Source organism: Accumulibacter sp., from assembly GCF_029255145.1.
In the GTDB taxonomy this organism is placed as follows: Bacteria; Pseudomonadota; Gammaproteobacteria; order Burkholderiales; family Rhodocyclaceae; genus Accumulibacter.
Window position 1 is genome coordinate 50,254 of record NZ_JAPUVQ010000112.1, and the last position, 17,836, is coordinate 68,089.

General features: G+C 67.0%; 8 protein-coding genes and 1 pseudogene. 4 read left to right on the top strand and 5 right to left on the bottom strand.

The window, feature by feature from the left end:
- Nucleotides 1-88 precede the first annotated feature (88 nt).
- Nucleotides 89-1,060, top strand: coding sequence for a LysR family transcriptional regulator (locus tag Q1L50_RS12185; protein WP_300339134.1), 972 nt, complete (start codon nucleotides 89-91; stop codon nucleotides 1,058-1,060).
- Here Q1L50_RS12185 and Q1L50_RS12190 read toward each other — a convergent pair.
- Together Q1L50_RS12190 and Q1L50_RS12195 are read right to left on the bottom strand one after the other, a co-directional pair.
- Nucleotides 1,022-2,263: an MFS transporter gene (locus tag Q1L50_RS12190; RefSeq protein ID WP_300339136.1), complete on the bottom strand. Its 1,242-nt coding sequence runs from the start codon at nucleotides 2,261-2,263 to the stop codon at nucleotides 1,022-1,024. The genes Q1L50_RS12185 and Q1L50_RS12190 overlap by 39 nt on opposite strands.
- 204 nt (nucleotides 2,264-2,467) lie before the next feature.
- The gene (locus tag Q1L50_RS12195) at nucleotides 2,468-7,270 is read right to left on the bottom strand and encodes a pentapeptide repeat-containing protein (RefSeq protein WP_300339138.1); all 4,803 of its coding nucleotides are present in this window, start codon (nucleotides 7,268-7,270) and stop codon (nucleotides 2,468-2,470) included.
- 351 nt (nucleotides 7,271-7,621) lie between these two features.
- On the opposite strand from Q1L50_RS12195, the gene Q1L50_RS12200 reads away from it, so the two are divergent.
- A complete protein-coding gene (locus Q1L50_RS12200; RefSeq protein ID WP_300339139.1) occupies nucleotides 7,622-9,931 on the top strand; it encodes a mechanosensitive ion channel domain-containing protein in 2,310 nt (769 codons plus the stop codon).
- Between the two features lie 39 nt (nucleotides 9,932-9,970).
- Here Q1L50_RS12200 and acnA read toward each other — a convergent pair whose 3' ends face one another.
- On the bottom strand, nucleotides 9,971-12,688 hold the full coding sequence (gene acnA / locus Q1L50_RS12205) for an aconitate hydratase AcnA (protein WP_300339141.1): 2,718 nt from the start codon (nucleotides 12,686-12,688) through the stop codon (nucleotides 9,971-9,973).
- 240 nt (nucleotides 12,689-12,928) lie between these two features.
- On the opposite strand from acnA, the gene Q1L50_RS12210 reads away from it, so the two are divergent.
- On the top strand, nucleotides 12,929-13,510 hold the full coding sequence (locus tag Q1L50_RS12210; RefSeq protein WP_300339142.1) for a DJ-1/PfpI family protein: 582 nt from the start codon (nucleotides 12,929-12,931) through the stop codon (nucleotides 13,508-13,510).
- Between the two features lie 24 nt (nucleotides 13,511-13,534).
- Here the strand turns inward: Q1L50_RS12210 and Q1L50_RS12215 are convergent, their stop codons facing one another.
- Nucleotides 13,535-13,747 carry a DUF3820 family protein gene (locus Q1L50_RS12215; protein WP_300339144.1) on the bottom strand — a complete coding sequence of 71 codons (213 nt, stop codon included), beginning with the start codon at nucleotides 13,745-13,747 and terminating at the stop codon, nucleotides 13,535-13,537.
- Nucleotides 13,744-15,049, bottom strand: a pseudogene (locus Q1L50_RS12220) (M20/M25/M40 family metallo-hydrolase). The gene Q1L50_RS12215 and the pseudogene Q1L50_RS12220 overlap by 4 nt, the downstream one beginning before the upstream one ends.
- A gap of 232 nt (nucleotides 15,050-15,281) precedes the next feature.
- Here Q1L50_RS12220 and sulP point away from each other — a divergent pair.
- On the top strand, nucleotides 15,282-16,946 hold the full coding sequence (gene sulP, locus Q1L50_RS12225; protein WP_300339146.1) for a sulfate permease: 1,665 nt from the start codon (nucleotides 15,282-15,284) through the stop codon (nucleotides 16,944-16,946).
- Nucleotides 16,947-17,836: the final 890 nt, after the last annotated feature.

Genomic DNA, 17,836 nt, shown 5'->3' on the forward strand with positions numbered 1-17,836 from the left:
CGATGGACGAACTGTAGCCGACCTATTGACGATAAAATAGAGCACAATCTGCAATTGATCGTTGCCATATAAGCAACAGGGCCAGGGCATGGACAGGCTTGACAGCATGCGCATCTTCATCCGGGTCGCGGAACTCGGCAGCTTTGCCGCGGTGGCCCGGCAGATGGATGTTGCCCGCTCGGTGATCACCCGCCAGATCGCCGCGCTCGAAGCACAGCTCGGCGTCAAGCTGATCGCCCGCAGCACCCGCCGCCTGAGCCTCACCTCGGCCGGCAGCGCCTATCTCGAGCGCTGTCGCGAAATCCTCAAGCTGGTCGAAGCGGCCGAGACCGACCTCACCGGCGAACGCCAGGACCCGCGCGGCCTGATCCGCCTCAGCGTACCGCTCAGTTTCGGGCTGCGCCACCTGCTGCCGCTGCTGCTCGACTTCAACGTCACCTATCCCGAAGTCGGCACCGAGATCGACTTCACCGACCGGCGCGTCAACCTGGTCGAGGAAGGACTGGACCTGTCGATCCGGATCAGCGCGCGCCTCGACCCGCTCGACGTCGCCCGCCGGATCGGCACCAGCGGCTTGCTGGCCACCGCCTCACCCGACTACCTGCGTCGCCACGGCGAACCCGCCCACCCGCGCGAACTGCTCGAGCACGAGTGTCTGCTCTACCTGCCGGTCCATCAGCAGGGCTGGCCGTTCCTGGTCGACGGCGTGATGGAGAATTTCCCGGTGCGTGGCCGCCTGCGCGCGAACAACGGCGACGCGCTGCTCGAAGCGACGATTCGCGGACTCGGCATTTCCGTGCAGCCGACGTTCATCACCGCCGCGGCAATCGAGGCCGGATCGGTGCGACCGATCCTGCGCGCTTACCCGATGCCCGAACTCGGCATCTACGCCCTGCTCCCGGGCAATCGCTACGTCCCGCAGCGGGTGCGGATGCTGGTCGACTATCTCGCCGGGCGCATCGGCGACCGCCCGTACTGGGAAGCCGCGCAAACCACCGGCCGGCCCGCACCCGGCAAGCGGTCAGGCGGCCACCTGCCGGGTGGCGCCAGCAACGCCTAGCGCGGTCAGGATCGACAGGCTCCACAAGGCGGCGATCCCGACCAGCACCGCGGCCAAGTGCCCGCCGTCCATCAAGCCGCCGAAGACCAGCGGCGCCAGCGCCAGCCCGGTGTCGAGGCCGGAGTAGACGAAGCCGTAGACCCGACCGTAGGCCGCCTGCCCGAAACGCGAGGTCGCCGCCCGGCGCACCAGCAGGTCGCGCGACGGACCGGCGATGCCTGTGCAGTAGCCAATGCCGACCATCAGCGGCAGCACGCTCCATTGCGGCAGCGGCAGCAGCGCCAGCGCGACGGTGAGCAGCGCTGCAGCGCCGAGCGCGCCGGCGATCAATCGTTCCTGGTCACCCTTCTGCGCCAGGAAGCCGCCGGTAAGGATGCCGCCGGCGCCGCCGACCAGGTACGCCGACAGCGCGCTCGCCCCGGCCGACAGCGACAGGCCGTGCAGGTTCTGCAGGATCGGCGTCGCGAAGTTCTGGATGCCGCCGAACGCCGTAGTGACCAGCAGGAAGAACAGAAAGCACATCCACACCGCCGGCGTGCGCAGGAAAGCGAACGGCGGGATCGCGCTCACAGCGGGCGCGCCAGCCGGGCCGGCGGCCGTCAGGCTGCCCGGCGGGTCGGCAAGCGTGCGCCGGCGCCAGACCACCAGCACCAACGCCAGTGCGGCAATTCCGGCGGCGGCCAAAGCAGCGACCCGCCAGCCGGCGGTGGCCGCAATCCCGGTCATGAACACCGGCGCCAGCGCCCAGCCGAGGTTGCCTGACAAACCATGAATCGAAAAGGCGTGCCCCAGCCGGGGCTGCGAAACGTGGCGGTTGAGCACCGTGAAATCGGCCGGGTGGAAAACGCTGTTGCCCAGCCCGGCCAGCCCGGCAACCAGTGTCAGCCCGAGAGGGCCATCGACCACCGAGAGCAGCAGCGCGGCGACCAGGAAGCAGGCGATGCCGCCGCCGAGCACCCGTGCCGCACCGAAACGATCGACCAGGAAACCGGCCAGCGCCTGGCCGATTGCCGAAACGACAAAGAAGAGGGTCATCGTCGCGCCGATGCCCGTAAAGCTCAGCCCGAAATCGTGCATCAGCCACGGAAACAGCGGCGGCAGCAGCAGGTGGAAGAAATGCGAAACGCCATGCGCGAAACCGACCAGCGAAATCACTTCCAGATCGTGGCTTTCTTCGGGCAGCGAGTCGACGGCGGTGGTCATGCGAACGCTCCGGAACGGGTGGGCCGAGTCTAGCCGCTTCCAGGGCAAGTGGCACGACTGGCGCGCAAGTAGCCGACAGAAATCGTCGGGATCCGAATGCGGAGGATGCAGGCGTTGATCATCCGACCAAGCCCCGGACAGCCGCACGCCCCCTCCGCCCGTTACTGCGAGGAGCGCAGCGGCATGGCGGTCCAGCCTTGGCAGTCAGATCAACACCTGCTTGCTCGGCAGCGCGCCGAAGATCTCCGCCGGCCAGACTTCCCACTGGCCGGTCTCCTGATCACGAACTCGCCAGCCGAGCCAGCGCCAGGCGTCGCCGTGAACTTCGATGATGCGGTTATGCTCCAGATCGAGCGACGCCCAGGCACCGGTGTTGAAGAAGCGAATTTGCAGGCCAAGCGGTGCGCCTGTCGCCGCCTCCCACAGCCGCAGCGTCCCGTCCGACGACGCCGACGCCAGACGACTTCCGTCGGGCGACCAGGCGCACTCCGCCACCCACTCTTCATGGCCGTGCAGCACCAGCAGCGACTCGCCGCTCGCCACATCCCACAGCCGCAGCGTCCCGTCCCACGACGCCGACGCCAGGCGACTCCCGTCGGGCGACCACGCGCACGCCGTCACCCCCCCATTATGGCCGCGCAGCACCTGCAGCGACTCGCCGCTCGCCACGTCCCACAGCCGCAGCGTCCCGTCCCACGACGTCGACGCCAGGCGACTTCCGTCGGGCGACCACGCGCAGGCCATCACCCCCTCTTCATGGCCGCGCAGCACCAGCAGCGATTCGCCGCTCGCCGCGTCCCACAGCCGCAGCGTCCCGTCCGACGACGCCGACGCCAGGCGACTCCCTTCGGGCGACCAGGCGCACGCCGTCACCCCCCCATTACGGCCGCGCAACACCTGCAGCGATTCGCCGCTCGCCGCGTCCCACAGCCGCAGCGTCCCGTCCCACGACGACGACGCCAGACGACTTCCGTCGGGCGACCACGCGCACGCCGCCACCCACTCTTCATGGCCGTGCAGCACCAGCAGCGACTCGCCGCTCGCCGCGTCCCACAGCCGCAGCGTCCCGTCTGACGACGCCGACGCCAGGCGACTCCCGTCGGGCGACCAGGCGCACGCCGTCACCCCCCCATTATGGCCGCGCAACACCTGCAGCGATTCGCCGCTCGCCACGTCCCACAGCCGCAGCGTCCCGTCCCACGACACCGACGCCAGGCGACTTCCGTCGGGCGACCACGCGCAGGCCATCACCCCCCCATTATGGCCGCGCAGCACCTGCAGCGACTCGCCGCTCGCCGCGTCCCACAGCCGCAGCGTCCCGTCTCTCGACGCCGACGCCAGGCGGCTCCCGTCGGGCGACCACGCGCACGCCGTCATGTCCCCTTCATGGCCGCGCAGCACCTGCAGCGATTCGCCGCTCGCCACGTCCCACAGCCGCAGCGTCCCGTCCGACGACGCCGACGCCAGGCGACTCCCGTCGGGCGACCAGGCGCACGCCGTCACCCCCCCATTACGGCCGCGCAACACCTGCAGCGATTCGCCGCTCGCCACGTCCCACAGCCGCAGCGTCCGGTCCCACGAAGCCGACGCCAGGCGACTTCCGTCGGGCGACCACGCGCAGGCCATCACCCCCTCTTCATGGCCGCGCAGCACCTGCAGCGATTCGCCGCTCGCCGCGTCCCACAGCCGCAGCGTCCCGTCCCACGACGCCGACGCCAGGCGGCTCCCGTCGGGCGACCAGGCGCACGCCGTCACCCCCCCTTTATGCCCGCGCAGCACCTGCAGCGATTCGCCGCTCGCCACGTCCCACAGCCGCAGCGTCCCGTCTCTCGACGCCGACGCCAGGCGGCTCCCGTCGGGCGACCACGCGCACGCCGTCACCCACTCCTCATGGCCGCGCAGCACCAGCAGCGATTCGCCGCTCGCCACGTCCCACAGCCGCAGCGTCCCGTCCCACGACGCCGACGCCAGGCGACTCCCGTCGGGCGACCACGCGCACGCCGCCACCCCCCCTTGATGGCCGCGCAGCACCAGCAGCGATTCGCCGCTCGCCACGTCCCACAGCCGCAGCGTCCCGTCCCACGACGCCGACGCCAGGCGACTCCCGTCGGGCGACCACGCGCAGGCGCTTGCGCTTTGCGGGTGACCATCGAGGGTCGCCAGCACGCTGTCAGCGCGATCCGGAGCAAGGCCAGGGTCGGCCGGTTCACATGTCACATGGAATGCCGCCGGAGGCTCGGCGGTCAATCCCATTGCCGCGCGCAGATGACAGAAAAGAAACTTCGTGCGGTGCAAGCGGCTAGCGGTGAAATCGGCCTGCGTTAGATTGCACTCGCGGAAAACTGCGCCAGCCAGTTGCGTCCCGGCGAGGCTCACTCCGGGAGCCCTGATCGAAAGCCAAACCGCCCTGGAGAGGTCGGCCCCACTGAAATCGGCACCTTCCAGATCGAGGCAGGACAACACCGCGCCGGACAGCCGTGCACCGCGCAGGCACGCGCCGCGCAGATTCACCCGCGGCTCGCTTTCGCGCCCGCCAATCTCCCAGTCCCGCAAATCAGCCCCGTCAAGACGAAAACCGACGGTGGACGGCGCTGGATAGCCCTTGCGCAGTGCGAGCAGCGCGTACGAGAACGCCAGCTCACTGGCTTGCGGCCGCCGCGTATCGCGCAGTTCGCGCAGGGTCGCCAATGCCTTGTCGGCCACCGACGCATCCTCGACCAGCAACTGGCCGAGGAAATCGAGAGTTTCCGGGCTGGGCATCGGCAAAGCCCAGGATTCCGGTGTGCCTTGAAGCAAGGCTTCCAGCAGGTAACCGGCGAGGAAAAATTCCTGCAGCGACGTATGCGCAAAGCGAAAGCTGTCTTCACCCTCACGCACCAGGAAGGTCGCGGTGCGCAGATCCTCCTTGAGCAGTTCCCGGTCCTTGCCTTCGTAGTGCGCTGCGATGTCGGGACGACGAGCCAGGAAGTCGATCAGCCACTGTTCGAGTTCACCCACCGACCACACCCGCCGCCCGGCCCGCCATAGTTCAGCCGCCAGGTACTCCATCAGGCGGCGCTTGTGATCTGGCAGGATTTGATGTTTGCCGTCGTCGCGCTCCAGCCACGACAGCATCATATGCCGATAGAGCATGACGCCGGTAACGCGGCGGCCTTCGAGTTTCCAGCGCTCGATCTGGGGGATATGGCGAGAGATCAGGCTCAAGGTGTACGGCCGCTCTGCCATCTCGGAAAGGTTGTGTACCGCACGAATCAGATCCAGAACCCGTCCGGGGTCCTGATCCGGCAACGTCTGGGCGAGGTAGCTGCGGATCTGTTCCTCGCTGAACGGCAGGAGGACGAAAGCCCGGTAGTCCTCGGCGCGGACGCCGTCCCGGTCCTCGGCCGTGAAGAAATTCTTCTGCTCGCGCAGCGTGCGGAAGAAGTGCGTACGGCACGCCATCAGCAGCCGGCCCGGCCTGACCGCCGGATTTGCGCCCCCCTGAGCCTTCCCGGCCCGCGTAACAGGCGGCAGCAGCCTGAAGACCTCGCGGACGAAACGCTGCCCGCCGGCAGCCGACAGGTGCACCAGCACCTCGTCGAGGCCGTCGAAGATCGCCACCGCGCCTTCGCTCTGCACCAGCCGGATCGCCTCGTCAGCCGTCAGGTCTGGCTCGCCGTGGCCGCCTCGCCAGCTCTTGACGAGCACGCTTTCGAGGATTTGCTTGAGCTCCGGCTCGCCTTTGGCGCGATCGCCAAGGTGGCGCAGGTCAAGGTAGATCGGCAGTGGCGCCGCCGGGTCGTGCTTGCGCCGCTCGAGCAGCGAGCGGGCGAAAGCCATGCAGGTGGTGGTCTTGCCCATGCCCAGTTCGCCGAGCAGCGCGCAGTACGGCTGCGCCTGCGGATTGCCGACCCAGTCGTCGAGGAAAGCCAGGGCATCGGCGCGCTGTACTTCGGCGGCGGGTTTTTCCGGCTCGCTTTCCAGCTTGTGCATGGCGCTGGCGAATCCCTGCGTCGGCACATGGCAACTCCAGTCGACGGCCTCGTCGATGTAGCGCCGCTGCGCGCTCTCCGCGCGCTCGCGGGGTGACAGGGAGCGTGCAGCCGTGGGGGTCGGCGGTAGCGTAAAGCGACCGGCCACCACGGCCAGGATCTTCTCAAAGAGCTCGCGGGCGAAATCATCGCGCGTCTTGCCTGTGGTCCGCTCGGAAAAGGCCCGGCCGCCGTTGTCGTGGAAAATCTGGCGTCGCTCGAGACCCTTGAGGTCCATCTTGCCATCGAGCAGAACGCGTTTCAACGCCACCGGGATCGCTCGCTTGCCTGGGTCAGGGGTGCCCGGCTCTCCAGCAACAAATGACGGCAGCTCGTGCGCTGTGATGTGCTTTCTGCCGAGAAAAGCAGTCGAGACCAGTAGCAGGCCGAACTGACAACGAGCAATGGCGCCCTGGATCTCCTCGTGCCACCCCTCCCCCGGAAGGATGTTGCGATCGGTCCAGGCCTCGAAGGCATAGTCCTTGGCAATGTCGAGCTGGTTCTGTAATTGCCGCAGAAGCTTTTCCGACTCGGACTTGTCCTGGTGCGCGTAGGAAACGAAATAGCGGATCAGCGGCTTGCCGTCGCGCGTCTCGGTCAACTCGATCGCCGACAGGCCGCTCCGCTCGACATTGCCCGTTTCCTCCATCGCCAGCCGGGTCGCCGTCTCGACCGCGCCGTCGTCGCCCTCGAACCAGCACCAGCGCTCCTCGGGCGCTGCCCGGGTCTGGCTGTCCGCCTCCAGCGAAAACCTGACGCCGAGTTCCGCCACGATCTCCCGGAGTCGGCTCCTGAACTGGCGGAAAGCGGTCAGCGCGGCTTCCCTCGCCTGATCCGGAAACAAGGCCTGCAGCGCGTCGGCAAGTGAGATCCGGCCATCGTCGGCGAGCAAGCCGAGCAGATCCTCCAGCCGTCTACGATCGGTTCGACCCAGGTCATCGACCAGCTTGGCAGCGGCTCGCTTGGCAGCCCTGGGAGAAAGGGGCCTGGCAACCATGAAAATCCTCTACGAAATAACCACGCGGTTGGTCCGGGTCGGCAAGCGAAGGAAGACAAGCGTCTTTTCTACGCTATTGCCACGCACATGCGCTTGAAATCGGCAGAACTGTTCCGCACGCTCGTCACAGGGGGCTGGCACCCCCGCTGTAGACGTCTTGCGGATCAGGTTCGATACTGTCGCCCTCGCCTGAAGGAAACTCATGTGGACCCATCCGCGCCTCTCCGCCTGCCTTTGCCACCGTGCGCTGCCGATCCTGCCGCTGCCGACCGGATCTGGCCGGGTTTTCGCGACGACTCGAGGCAGGCACCAGAGCGCGTCGAGCCGGCACGCCGTCGGGAGTCTGCTTCGATGATCCTCCGGCAGGTGTTCCTCGCGCTGATCGTGATCGCCTTCTCACCGCTCGCTGACGCGCAGCTACCCAAACAGTTATCCGAAGCGCTCAAGCCGCCGGCCACCAAGGTCGCCGCCAGCGGAGAAGCCACGGACCCGCGCGCCCAGGCGGAAGCGCTGCTCGCCGAAGCACGCCGCCAACAGGACGAAGAACGGCTCAAGAGCGCGGGCAGGGATCCGGAAGACCTGCAAACGACAGCGCGCCAGCGGCTGCTCGAACGTCTGGTGATGCTCTACGGCGAGCGTCTGAAACTGCTTGATGAACTGGCAATGCTGCAAGACACCGACCTCGAAACGGCAAACCAGAAGGTGCTGATGACCGAGTTGGCCGGCCCGCCGCCGTACTCTGCCTTGCGTGCAGATGCGCTGCGCGACGAGAACGATTCCCTGAAGGCGCAACTGAAAAGCCTGGCCGCGGCGGAACGGGCGCTGGTCGACCAGCAGGCCGGGCTGGTCGCTTCGCGACGGCTGGCCGACGAGGCCGTCCGCCTGGCCGAAGACCGCCTGGCGCGAGCCGGCGGGCGCGACGAGATCGACAAGAACCGCCGCAGCCGCGAACTCGCCGAGCTGCGCCGGCAACAGACCGAGGCGGAACTGAGCACGATCGTCCTCGGGCTCGACATCGTCCATCTGAAACAAAAGAAGCTGCAGCCACTCAGCGCCGAAATGGACGATCTGCTGGCCCGGGCGCTGCCCGCGCAACGACTCAGCAAGGACGACTTCGAGCAGCAGCAGGCCAGGTTGCGCGGCACGCTGGCCAAAGTGAGCGGCGAAATCGATCGGATGGTCGCCGACAACAGCCGACGCGCCGCAGAGCGCGCACGACTGGCAGCACTCCCGCAGGACGCTGACCCGAACGGCGCCAGGGCACAGCGCCTGCGGCTGCTTGACGAACAAATGGAAACGGATCGCCTGACGCTGATGACGCTGACCTGGCTGCAAGGAATGATCCAGGTTGCCGGCGACTCGTGGGGGCAGCGCTTCGTGGCTTTCAGCTCCGACGACACAGCGACCCGGCAGGCGGTGATTACGGCGCTTCGCCAGACCAGGCGCGACATCTCCAGCCGCAAGGACCTGTTCCGTGAACTGCAGGAAGCGGCGCGCCTCGATGTCCGGCAACAGGAGCAGCGGCTGGACGAGGCCGTGCTCGATGCCGACAGCAAGGCTCGGGAGTCGGCGATTCTGGAGACTCTCAAGAAGCGCGTGCAGGCTTACCAGCGCGTGGAATTCGCCGGCAGCCGGCTGGATAGTCAGCTCAAGCGCTGGCTAACCGATTTCGGATTCGACCCGGAGACCGGCAGGGTAGACAACTGGAAACTCGGCGCGCTGCAGGTGGCGCAAGCGCTCAAGCGGCTCTGGGACTTCGAGATCTTTGCCGTCGAGGATTCGACGGTGGTCGACGGCAAGACGGTGACCATTACCTACGGGGTTACCGTCGGCAAGAGCATTGGCGCGATATTCCTGTTCGTTTTCGGCTACTGGCTGTTCTCGGTGCTCTCGGCGCGACTGCAGCGGCTGATGGTCGAACGCTTCGGGGTCGAAGAGCAGATCGCCAGCGTCATTCGTCGCTGGGCGATGATTGCCCTGGCGGTGGTGCTGGTCGTCTTCATTCTCAATCTGGCGCGAATCCCGCTGACCGTTTTCGCCTTCATGGGCGGCGCCCTGGCGATCGGCGTCGGCTTCGGCACCCAGACGATCATCAAGAACGTGATCAGCGGCATCATCGTCCTCTTCGAGCGCAAAATCCGGGTTGGCGACATCATCGCCCTGAACGGCGTCACCGGCTACGTCACGCAGGTCGACCTGCGCGCGTCGACGGTGCGCGGCTTCGATGGCGTCGAGGCGCTGATTCCCAACTCCAGCTTCCTCGAAAACCAGGTCGTCAACTGGACCTATTCGAACGCTCGCATCCGCCGCGAGATCAGGATCGGCATTGCCTACGGGTCGCCGGTGCACGCGGCGGCCGAGATCATCACCGGCTGTGCCGACGATCACGGGCAGGTCTTGAAAGACCCCCAGCCGGAGGTCTTTTTCGAGGACTTCGGTGACAATGCGCTGCTGCTGGTGCTGGTCTTCTGGGTCGAGCTGGGACCCAACCTGATGGGACGCCGGGTCGACAGCGACCTGCGCTACGCGATGGAAAAACGTCTGGCCGCCGCCGGGATCACCATTCCGTTCCCGCAACGCGACGTACACCTCGATGTATCACAGCCGCTGGCGGTACGCGTAAGCCACGCAGATGGAGGCGAGCCAGGTCCACAGGCCTGAGGCTGGCCAAGGCCAGCCGGGCGGCCATCGCCCACGCGCTCAGTGACGCGCCCCGCCTTCAGCGAGCAACTGCTCCAGCACATAGGGCAGGATGCCACCCGACCAGTAGTAGTGAATCTCGATCGGCGTGTCGATGCGGCACAGCACTGGACGTTCGACGCGTTCGCCATTGGCTCGCTCGATCACCAGGGTCAGGTTGTGCATCGGCGCCAGGTCGGGGCCGAGGCCGCGGATCTCGAAGATTTCGTCTCCGCGCAAATCCAGCGAAGTCGCCGAGTCGTCGGCCATGAACTGCAACGGCAGCACACCCATGCCGACCAGGTTGGCACGGTGGATGCGTTCGTAGCTGCGCGCGATCACCGCCCGCACGCCGAGCAGGCGTGTGCCCTTGGCCGCCCAGTCGCGCGACGAACCCGTGCCGTATTCCTCGCCGGCGACGACGATGGTCGGCGTGCCGCGTTCGAGATAGGTCATCGCCGCGGCGTAAACGGTCGTCTGCTGGCCATCGAGCAGCGTGTAGCCACCCTCGGGTCGGCGCCCCTGCGCATCGGCCGGCAACATCAGGTTGCGGATCCGGACGTTGGCGAAAGTGCCGCGTACCATCACCTCGTGATGACCGCGGCGGGCGCCGTAGGAGTTGAAGTCGGCACGTCGTACGCCCTGCTCCCTGAGCCAACTGCCCGCCGGCGTCGTCTCGGCGAACGAACCCGCCGGCGAGATGTGGTCGGTGGTCACCGAGTCGCCGAGCAGCAGCAGTGCGCGCGCTCCGGTGATGTCGCCCGCAGGCTGCGCCGGCAGATCGAAAAACGGCGGGCGCGCGATATAGGTCGACGGCGGCCAGTCGTAGAGCACGCCGGTGCGCGCCTGAATGGCGTTCCACAGGTCCTGGTCGGCGGTGACATCGGCGTAGCGGCGGCGAAACGTTTCCGGGTCGAGCGCGAACGGCAGCGCGGCGTCGATTTCGTCCGAGCTTGGCCAGACTTCGCGCAGGTAGACCGGCTGGCCGTCGCTGCCCAGGCCCAGTGGCTCGCTGTTGAGATCGATGTTTGCCCGGCCGGCGATGGCGAAGGCGACCACCAGCGGCGGCGACGCCAGGTAGTTCGCGCGCAGATTGGGATGGATGCGCGCTTCGAAATTGCGGTTGCCCGACAACACCGCGGCGGCGACCAGCTGATTCTCGGTAATCGCCTTGTTGAACGCCGGGTCGAGGTCGCCGGCATTGCCGATGCAGGTCGTGCAGCCGTAGCCCGCGAGCGCGAAGCCAAGCTCGGCGAGCGGCGCCAGCAAGCCGGCTTTCTCCAGGTAATCGGTCACCACCCGCGACCCGGGAGCCAGCGAGGTCTTGATATGCGGCTGCACGCGCAGCCCTCTGGCGACCGCTTTCCTGGCCAGCAAGCCGGCGGCGATCATCACCGCCGGGTTGCTGGTGTTGGTGCACGAGGTGATCGCGGCGATCAACACATCACCGTGACCAAGATCGACGCCGGCTTGCTCGGTCGGGTAGCGCCGGGTCAGCGTGTCAGCCGGTCGGGCGAAGCCGTCGTCAGCCTCGGCAGCGCTGAACAGTTGATTGAACTTGCTGGCCATCTCGGGCAGCGCGATGCGGTCCTGCGGCCGCTTCGGACCGGCCAGCGAGGGAACGATGCTGCTCAGGTCGAGACGGACGGTACGCGAGTAGTCGATCTGGCCGGCACGGGGAATACCGAACAGTCCCTGCGCTCGGAAGTAGGCCTCGAACAGCTCGCAGTCGGCTTCACTGTGGCCGGTGGTGCGCAGGTAACTGACGGTTTTCTGGTCGACCGGGAAGAAGCCCATCGTCGCCCCGTACTCGGGCGCCATGTTGGCCAGCGTCGCACGGTCGGTCACCGTCAGGGTGCTCGCACCCTCGCCGAAATACTCGACAAAGGCGCCAACCACCTTCTGCCGGCGCAACAACTCGGTCACTGTCAGCACCAGGTCGGTGGCCGTGACGCCCTCGCGCAGGCGCCCGACGAGCTCGACGCCAACCACGTCCGGAGTCAGGAAATAGACCGGCTGACCGAGCATCGCCGCCTCGGCCTCGATGCCGCCGACGCCCCAGCCAACGACGCCAACGGCGTTGATCATCGTCGTATGCGAGTCGGTGCCGACCAGCGTATCGGGAAAGCACAACCGCCCGCCGTCCGTCTCGCGCTGACGGACGCCGCCAAACAGGTGTTCGAGGTTGACCTGGTGGACGATGCCGACGCCCGGCGGCACGACGCGGAAGGTGTCGAAAGCCTGCATGCCCCATTTCATGAACTGGTAGCGCTCGCCGTTGCGCTCGAACTCCTTGCGCATGTTCTGCTGCAGCGCCTGTGGCGTGCCGTAGTAGTCGACCTGCACCGAATGATCGACGACCAGGTCCACCGGCACCAGCGGTTCGATGCTGCTCGCCTCGCGCCCGCGCGCCTGCGCCGCGTGGCGCATCGCCGCAAGATCGCAAAGCAGCGGCACGCCGGTGAAATCCTGCAGGACAACGCGCGCGACGACGAAGGGGATCTCCTCGCTGCGCGGCGCGCGTGGCTGCCACTGCGCCAGTTCGAGGATGTGCCGTTCGCTGACGCGGTGGCCATCACAATGACGCAGCAGCGCTTCGAGGACGATGCGCAGCGACACCGGCAGGCGGGCGATATTGCCGACCTCGGCGGCGGCCAGCGCCGGCAGCGAATAGAACAGAGCCTCCGCCTTACCAGGAGGATCGAAGCGGGACAAGGTATTGAACGGCGAATGCGGCATGGAAGACCTCCGGACAGATGGGCGAAACGCGCAACAGTTAACGAGACATCGGGCAGCGAGGCTCGTTCCCCCGCTGGCCGACGAAGCGCGCCTGACGACCCTGTTACTATAGACGCTAATCGGCCGACTCCGCCGCTTGCTGGCCAGCCGGCGCCAAGGCCGTTGCCTGCTCGACCGTGCGTTTCCCTGCCCGGACGACTGGCGCAGCTCCGCTCTCACCACCACGCCAAGGAGACCGACATGGCCGCAAAGACGATTCTGATGATCACCGGTGACTTCACCGAGGACTACGAAACAATGGTGCCCTTCCAGGCGCTGCAAATGGTCGGCCACACCGTGCACGCGGTCTGCCCGGGAAAGCATGGCGGCGAGCAGGTGCGGACCGCCGTGCACGATTTCGAGGGCGACCAGACCTACAGCGAAAAGCCCGGCCACAATTTCACGCTGAATGCCGATTTCGCCGAAGTTCGCGCCGAAGACTACGACGCGCTGGTCATCCCCGGCGGCCGTGCGCCGGAGTACCTGCGGCTCAACCCGGAGGTGATCGCCATCGTTCAGCACTTCGCCAGCACTGGCAAGCCGATTGCCGCGATCTGTCACGGAGCACAACTGCTGGCCGCTGCCGGGGTCCTTTCGGGATGCTCGTGCAGCGCCTATCCGGCGTGCGGACCGGAGGTCCGGGCGGCCGGCGGCACGTTTGCCGACATCCCGGTCGACCAGGCGCACGTCGATGGCAACCTGGTCACCGCGCCCGCCTGGCCCGCCCACCCGGACTGGCTGGCGAAGTTCCTGCAGGTTCTCGGAACGCGCATCGAGCCCTGAGCGTGGTTGCTGGCGGCCGCCGGATCATCGCTGCCGCAGCGGCTCCAGGAGCGACGACAGGCCGTTGTGATCGAGCTCGTGCATCAGCGCCAGAAGCTTCCCCAGCTTGCCTGGCGGGAACCCCTGGCGCGCGAACCAGTTCAGGTAATTCCCGGGCAAATCGGCGATCAGGCGGCCTTTGTACTTGCCGTAGGGCATGCCGCTGGTGACCAGCAGCTGCAGATCGTCGGCGTTCATCCTGGCACCGCTTTCAGCGCTTTCACCCCGTTCACCCTGAAATCGGTCGATCGCTCGCCGCCAGCGCCGACGGCGATGGTGGCGAGAATTGCCGTCAGCAGACGCCAGGCATGCCCCACCGAGTCGATCTCGACGCGCTCGCCAGGCGCGTGCGCGCCGCGTATCGTCGGTCCGAACGACAGCATCTCGAGACCAGGGTGACTGGCCGCAATGAGGCCGCATTCGAGGCCGGCATGGATCACCTGCACCCGGGAGTCCTCGCCAAACTCCCGCTGGTAAGCCGACTGGCAGAGCGCCAGCAACGGCGAAACAGGATTCGGCGCCCAGCCCGGATACTCGCCACTTTTCTCGGCGACCGTCCCCGACAGCGCGAAGAGGCTGACGATCTCGTCGGCCAGCTCACGGCGGCCACTCTCGGTCAGCGAGCGGACCATGAAGTTGCAGCTGCCGCCGTCCGGCGTCAGCGCGACCATGCCCACCTTGTTCGACGTATCGACGACGCCGGGGACGCTCCTGCTCCAGCGCCGAACGCCGTGCGGCGCGGCGTGCATCGGCGCTCGAGGTCGCGCAGGACGCGCACCAGCAGCTTGATGGCGTTGCCGCGCTGAAGGTGGATGTCGACGCCGGAATGGCCGCCACGCAAGCCGCGCAGAGCGATCCGCCAGACCGTGAGGGCGGCTGGCAGACGTTCCGGCGCGCTGTCCCGGCGCACATCGACATCGAGTCCGCCTGCGCAACCCACGAAAAACTCGCCCCATTCCTCGGTATCCAGATTGAGCAACAGGCGGCCGTGCAGCAGCCCGGGCTGCAGTCCGCGCGCGCCACCCATGCCGGCTTCCTCGTCTACCGTCAGCAAGGCTTCGATCGGGCCATGGATCAGCGACCCATCCTCGAGAACGGCCAGGATCAGGGCGACGCCGACGCCGTTGTCGGCACCAAGCGTCGTCTCGTCGGCGACCAGCCAGCCATCACGACGAAGCGGCCGAATCGGGTCGCGGGAAGAATCGTGCGCTGTTCCCCGGTCGTTCTGCCAATCCTGCTGGCAAACCATATCGAGGTGAGCCTGTAGAACGACTCCGGGCGTGTCCTGCATGCCGGCGCTGGCCGCCTTGCGGATCAGCAGGTTGCCCACCGCATCGACCGTCGCCGACAGTCGCCTGGCCAGCGCCCACTGCCGCAGATGGTCGCGCCGCGGCCCCTCCGCTTCGACTGGCGTGGAATACGGCAGCGCGTCGCGAAGTGCTCCCACACGGCTGCCGGCTGCAGGTCGGAGAAGACCGGGTCGATACGGGCTTGCGCCATGTTGTTCATGTCAGTTGGACGGATGGTCGGGAGGTCGAGGCGAGCAGCATACGCAAATCGGCCCCGCGCTTCCAGAATCACATTGGGCTACGCCAGGCCGATGCCCCCACGCCAACCCACCGACCACCGGCAGGCACGGCGCACGCCGCGCAGATCTAGGACGCCAGGGGCACAACCGTTACCATGATCGCTGCGCCCGATCGCGCAAGCTGACCACCGGGAGACGGCAACGATGCTGGCGTGGCTGAAGCACTACCGACGCGAATTGCTGGCCGGCGATATCGGCGCCGGGATCATCGTCGCCATGATGTTGATTCCGCAGGGCATGGCCTACGCCATGGTTGCCGGCCTGCCACCGGTGACCGGCTTGTACGCCAGCATCCTGCCGCCGATCGCCTATGCGCTGTTCGGCAGCAGCATGGTGCAATCGGTCGGGCCGATGGCCATCACCTCGCTGATGATCGGCACCGCGCTGGCGCCCCTGGCGCCCTCCGGGTCGGCGCTAAGTGTGCTGCTGGCCGGCCAGATGGCGCTGATCGCCGGCGCGATGCTGTTCCTGAGCGGCTTGCTCCGGCTCGGCTTCGTCGCCAGCCTGCTCAGCCAACCGGTGATGAGCGGCTTTACCACCGGCGCCGCCTTGTTGATCGCCAGCGGCCAGATCGAGGCGCTGCTCGGTGGCGGGCTGGCCTCTATCCATCGCCCCAGCGCCGTCATCGGTCTGAGTTCGCTGCTGGCCCTGTGGCTGGCGAAGCGTTATCTGGTGCGCGGGCTGGCGGCTCTGGGAATGGCCGGGCGACTGGCGGACACGCTGTCCAGACTGGCACCGGTGGCGGTGCTGGTCGTCGCCACGGCCACGGTCGCGGCGTTCGGCCTGGCGCCGGCCGGAGTGAAAGTGGTCGGCGAGATTCCTGCCGGCATGCCGGCCATTGCCCTGGCCGTGTCAGCCGAGCATTGGCGGCCCTTGCTCTTCCCATCGCTGCTGATTGCCTTCATGATCTTTCTGTCGAGTCAGGCTGCGGCGCAGTCACTGGCGCACCGGCGCGGCGAGCGGATCATCACCAATCATGAGCTGCTCGGACTCGGCGCGGCCAATGTCGCCGCCGCGCTGTCCGGCGGTTTCGCGGTTACCGGCAGCATCTCGCGGTCGGCAGTGAATTTCAGCGCCGGCGCCAACACGCCCCTGGCCAGCGTCATTTCGGCCGGATTGATCGTTCTGGCGCTGTCGGTGCCGACCACTTGGCTGTCGCTCCTGCCGCTGCCGGCACTGGCGGCGACGATCATTCTGGCGGTGCTCGGGATGATCGACTTTACTACCCTGAAGGACGCCTGGCGCTACGACCGCAGCGATGCCGGCGCCTTGCTGGCGACCACCGCCGGCGTGCTGCTGCTCGGCATCGAGCAAGGCGTGATCCTCGGCGTCGTGCTGTCGCTGGCGACGGTCATCTGGCGCGCCAGTCGGCCGCACATCGCTGTCATCGGCCGGATTCCCGGCAGCGAACACTTTCGCAATATCGAACGACACCAGGTGGAAACGCTGCCCGAGGTGCTGATCGTGCGCGTCGACGCCGACCTGTTTTTTGGCAACGTCGACGCGGTGGTCAACCACCTCAACCAGTTGCTCAAGGTACGCGCGGCCAACGGCCTGCCGACGCGCCACGTGGTGCTGGTCATGTCGGCGGTCAGCCTGGTCGACACCACCGGCCTCTACGCGCTCGGCGAGATCAACCGCAGCCTCGGGAAGGACCAGATCAAGCTGCATCTGGCCGAGGTCAAGGGGCCCGTCATGGATCGCCTGCTGCGCAGTGATCTGGTCAACCGGCAACTCAGCGGGCGGGTGTTTCTCAGCACGGCCGACGCCTTTCGCTGCCTGGACGACGAGCATTCGCCGACGACCTGATTCGTCGCGGACTTGGCCGGTGTTTAAGATACCAAACCGGCAAGCCGGCTTGGGCGAGCACGCGGGCGACGCTGTCGCGATGCACATGCAGTTGGCTGGCGATGGTGCCAACACGCCAGCGTTCGGCGTGGGTGTGATGGCCGCGTGAGCTATCTTGATAGCGGCGACCCGAGGCACGGATGGACTGTCGGCGTGCCTCGTCGGCGCAGCGCGTGGTGCAGTAGCGCTGGCCACGATCGCAGTGGCTGCAAATGAGGCTATGCGGCAACCGGCGCAGTGGTAGCGTCTTCCAGGGAGATCCATTGGCCGTCCCGGCCAATGGGAATCTGACCGCGAGCTGCGCTTCGTGAAATACCAAGCAGGCAACGTCGCCGCTGTGGGGGCTACGGGGCGCGACATCGGCTCTGGCTTGGCCGTTGGTACCGGTGTCGCGCCTGCGTTTCCACCGGCCGCTCGGCTTTCTACCGCATCGGCCCCGCGAACGCCACTGCTGCGCCGGTCATGCCGGACCCCAGATCCGATCCCGTTCAAACCCCGTGCGTCAATACCCGGCGGCGCTCACCGATCCCTCGCCGCCCATCCCTGCCGCGCTTCGCTTGCCAGACGACGATTTGCTGCGCAAACCGTCCGCCGGGAGCCCTGCTGGCGGCAGACCGGAAAAACGGCCTATTGATGCTTGGTTGAAATTCAAGACCCAAAGCAAACCGACCGGTCTTCCCACCGCGTCAGGTCGTCGACGCCAGATTTCTACGGAAGGGCGCCGCCGCTAACAACTTCAGATTTCCTGATCTCGGAGGAAACCCGGTTGGCACTTTAGACGAGGGCGAAGGTCATTCTTGCCCCGGTTTCCGGATGCGGGAAATCTTGCAGGGTGAGTTCCTCGAGGAGCG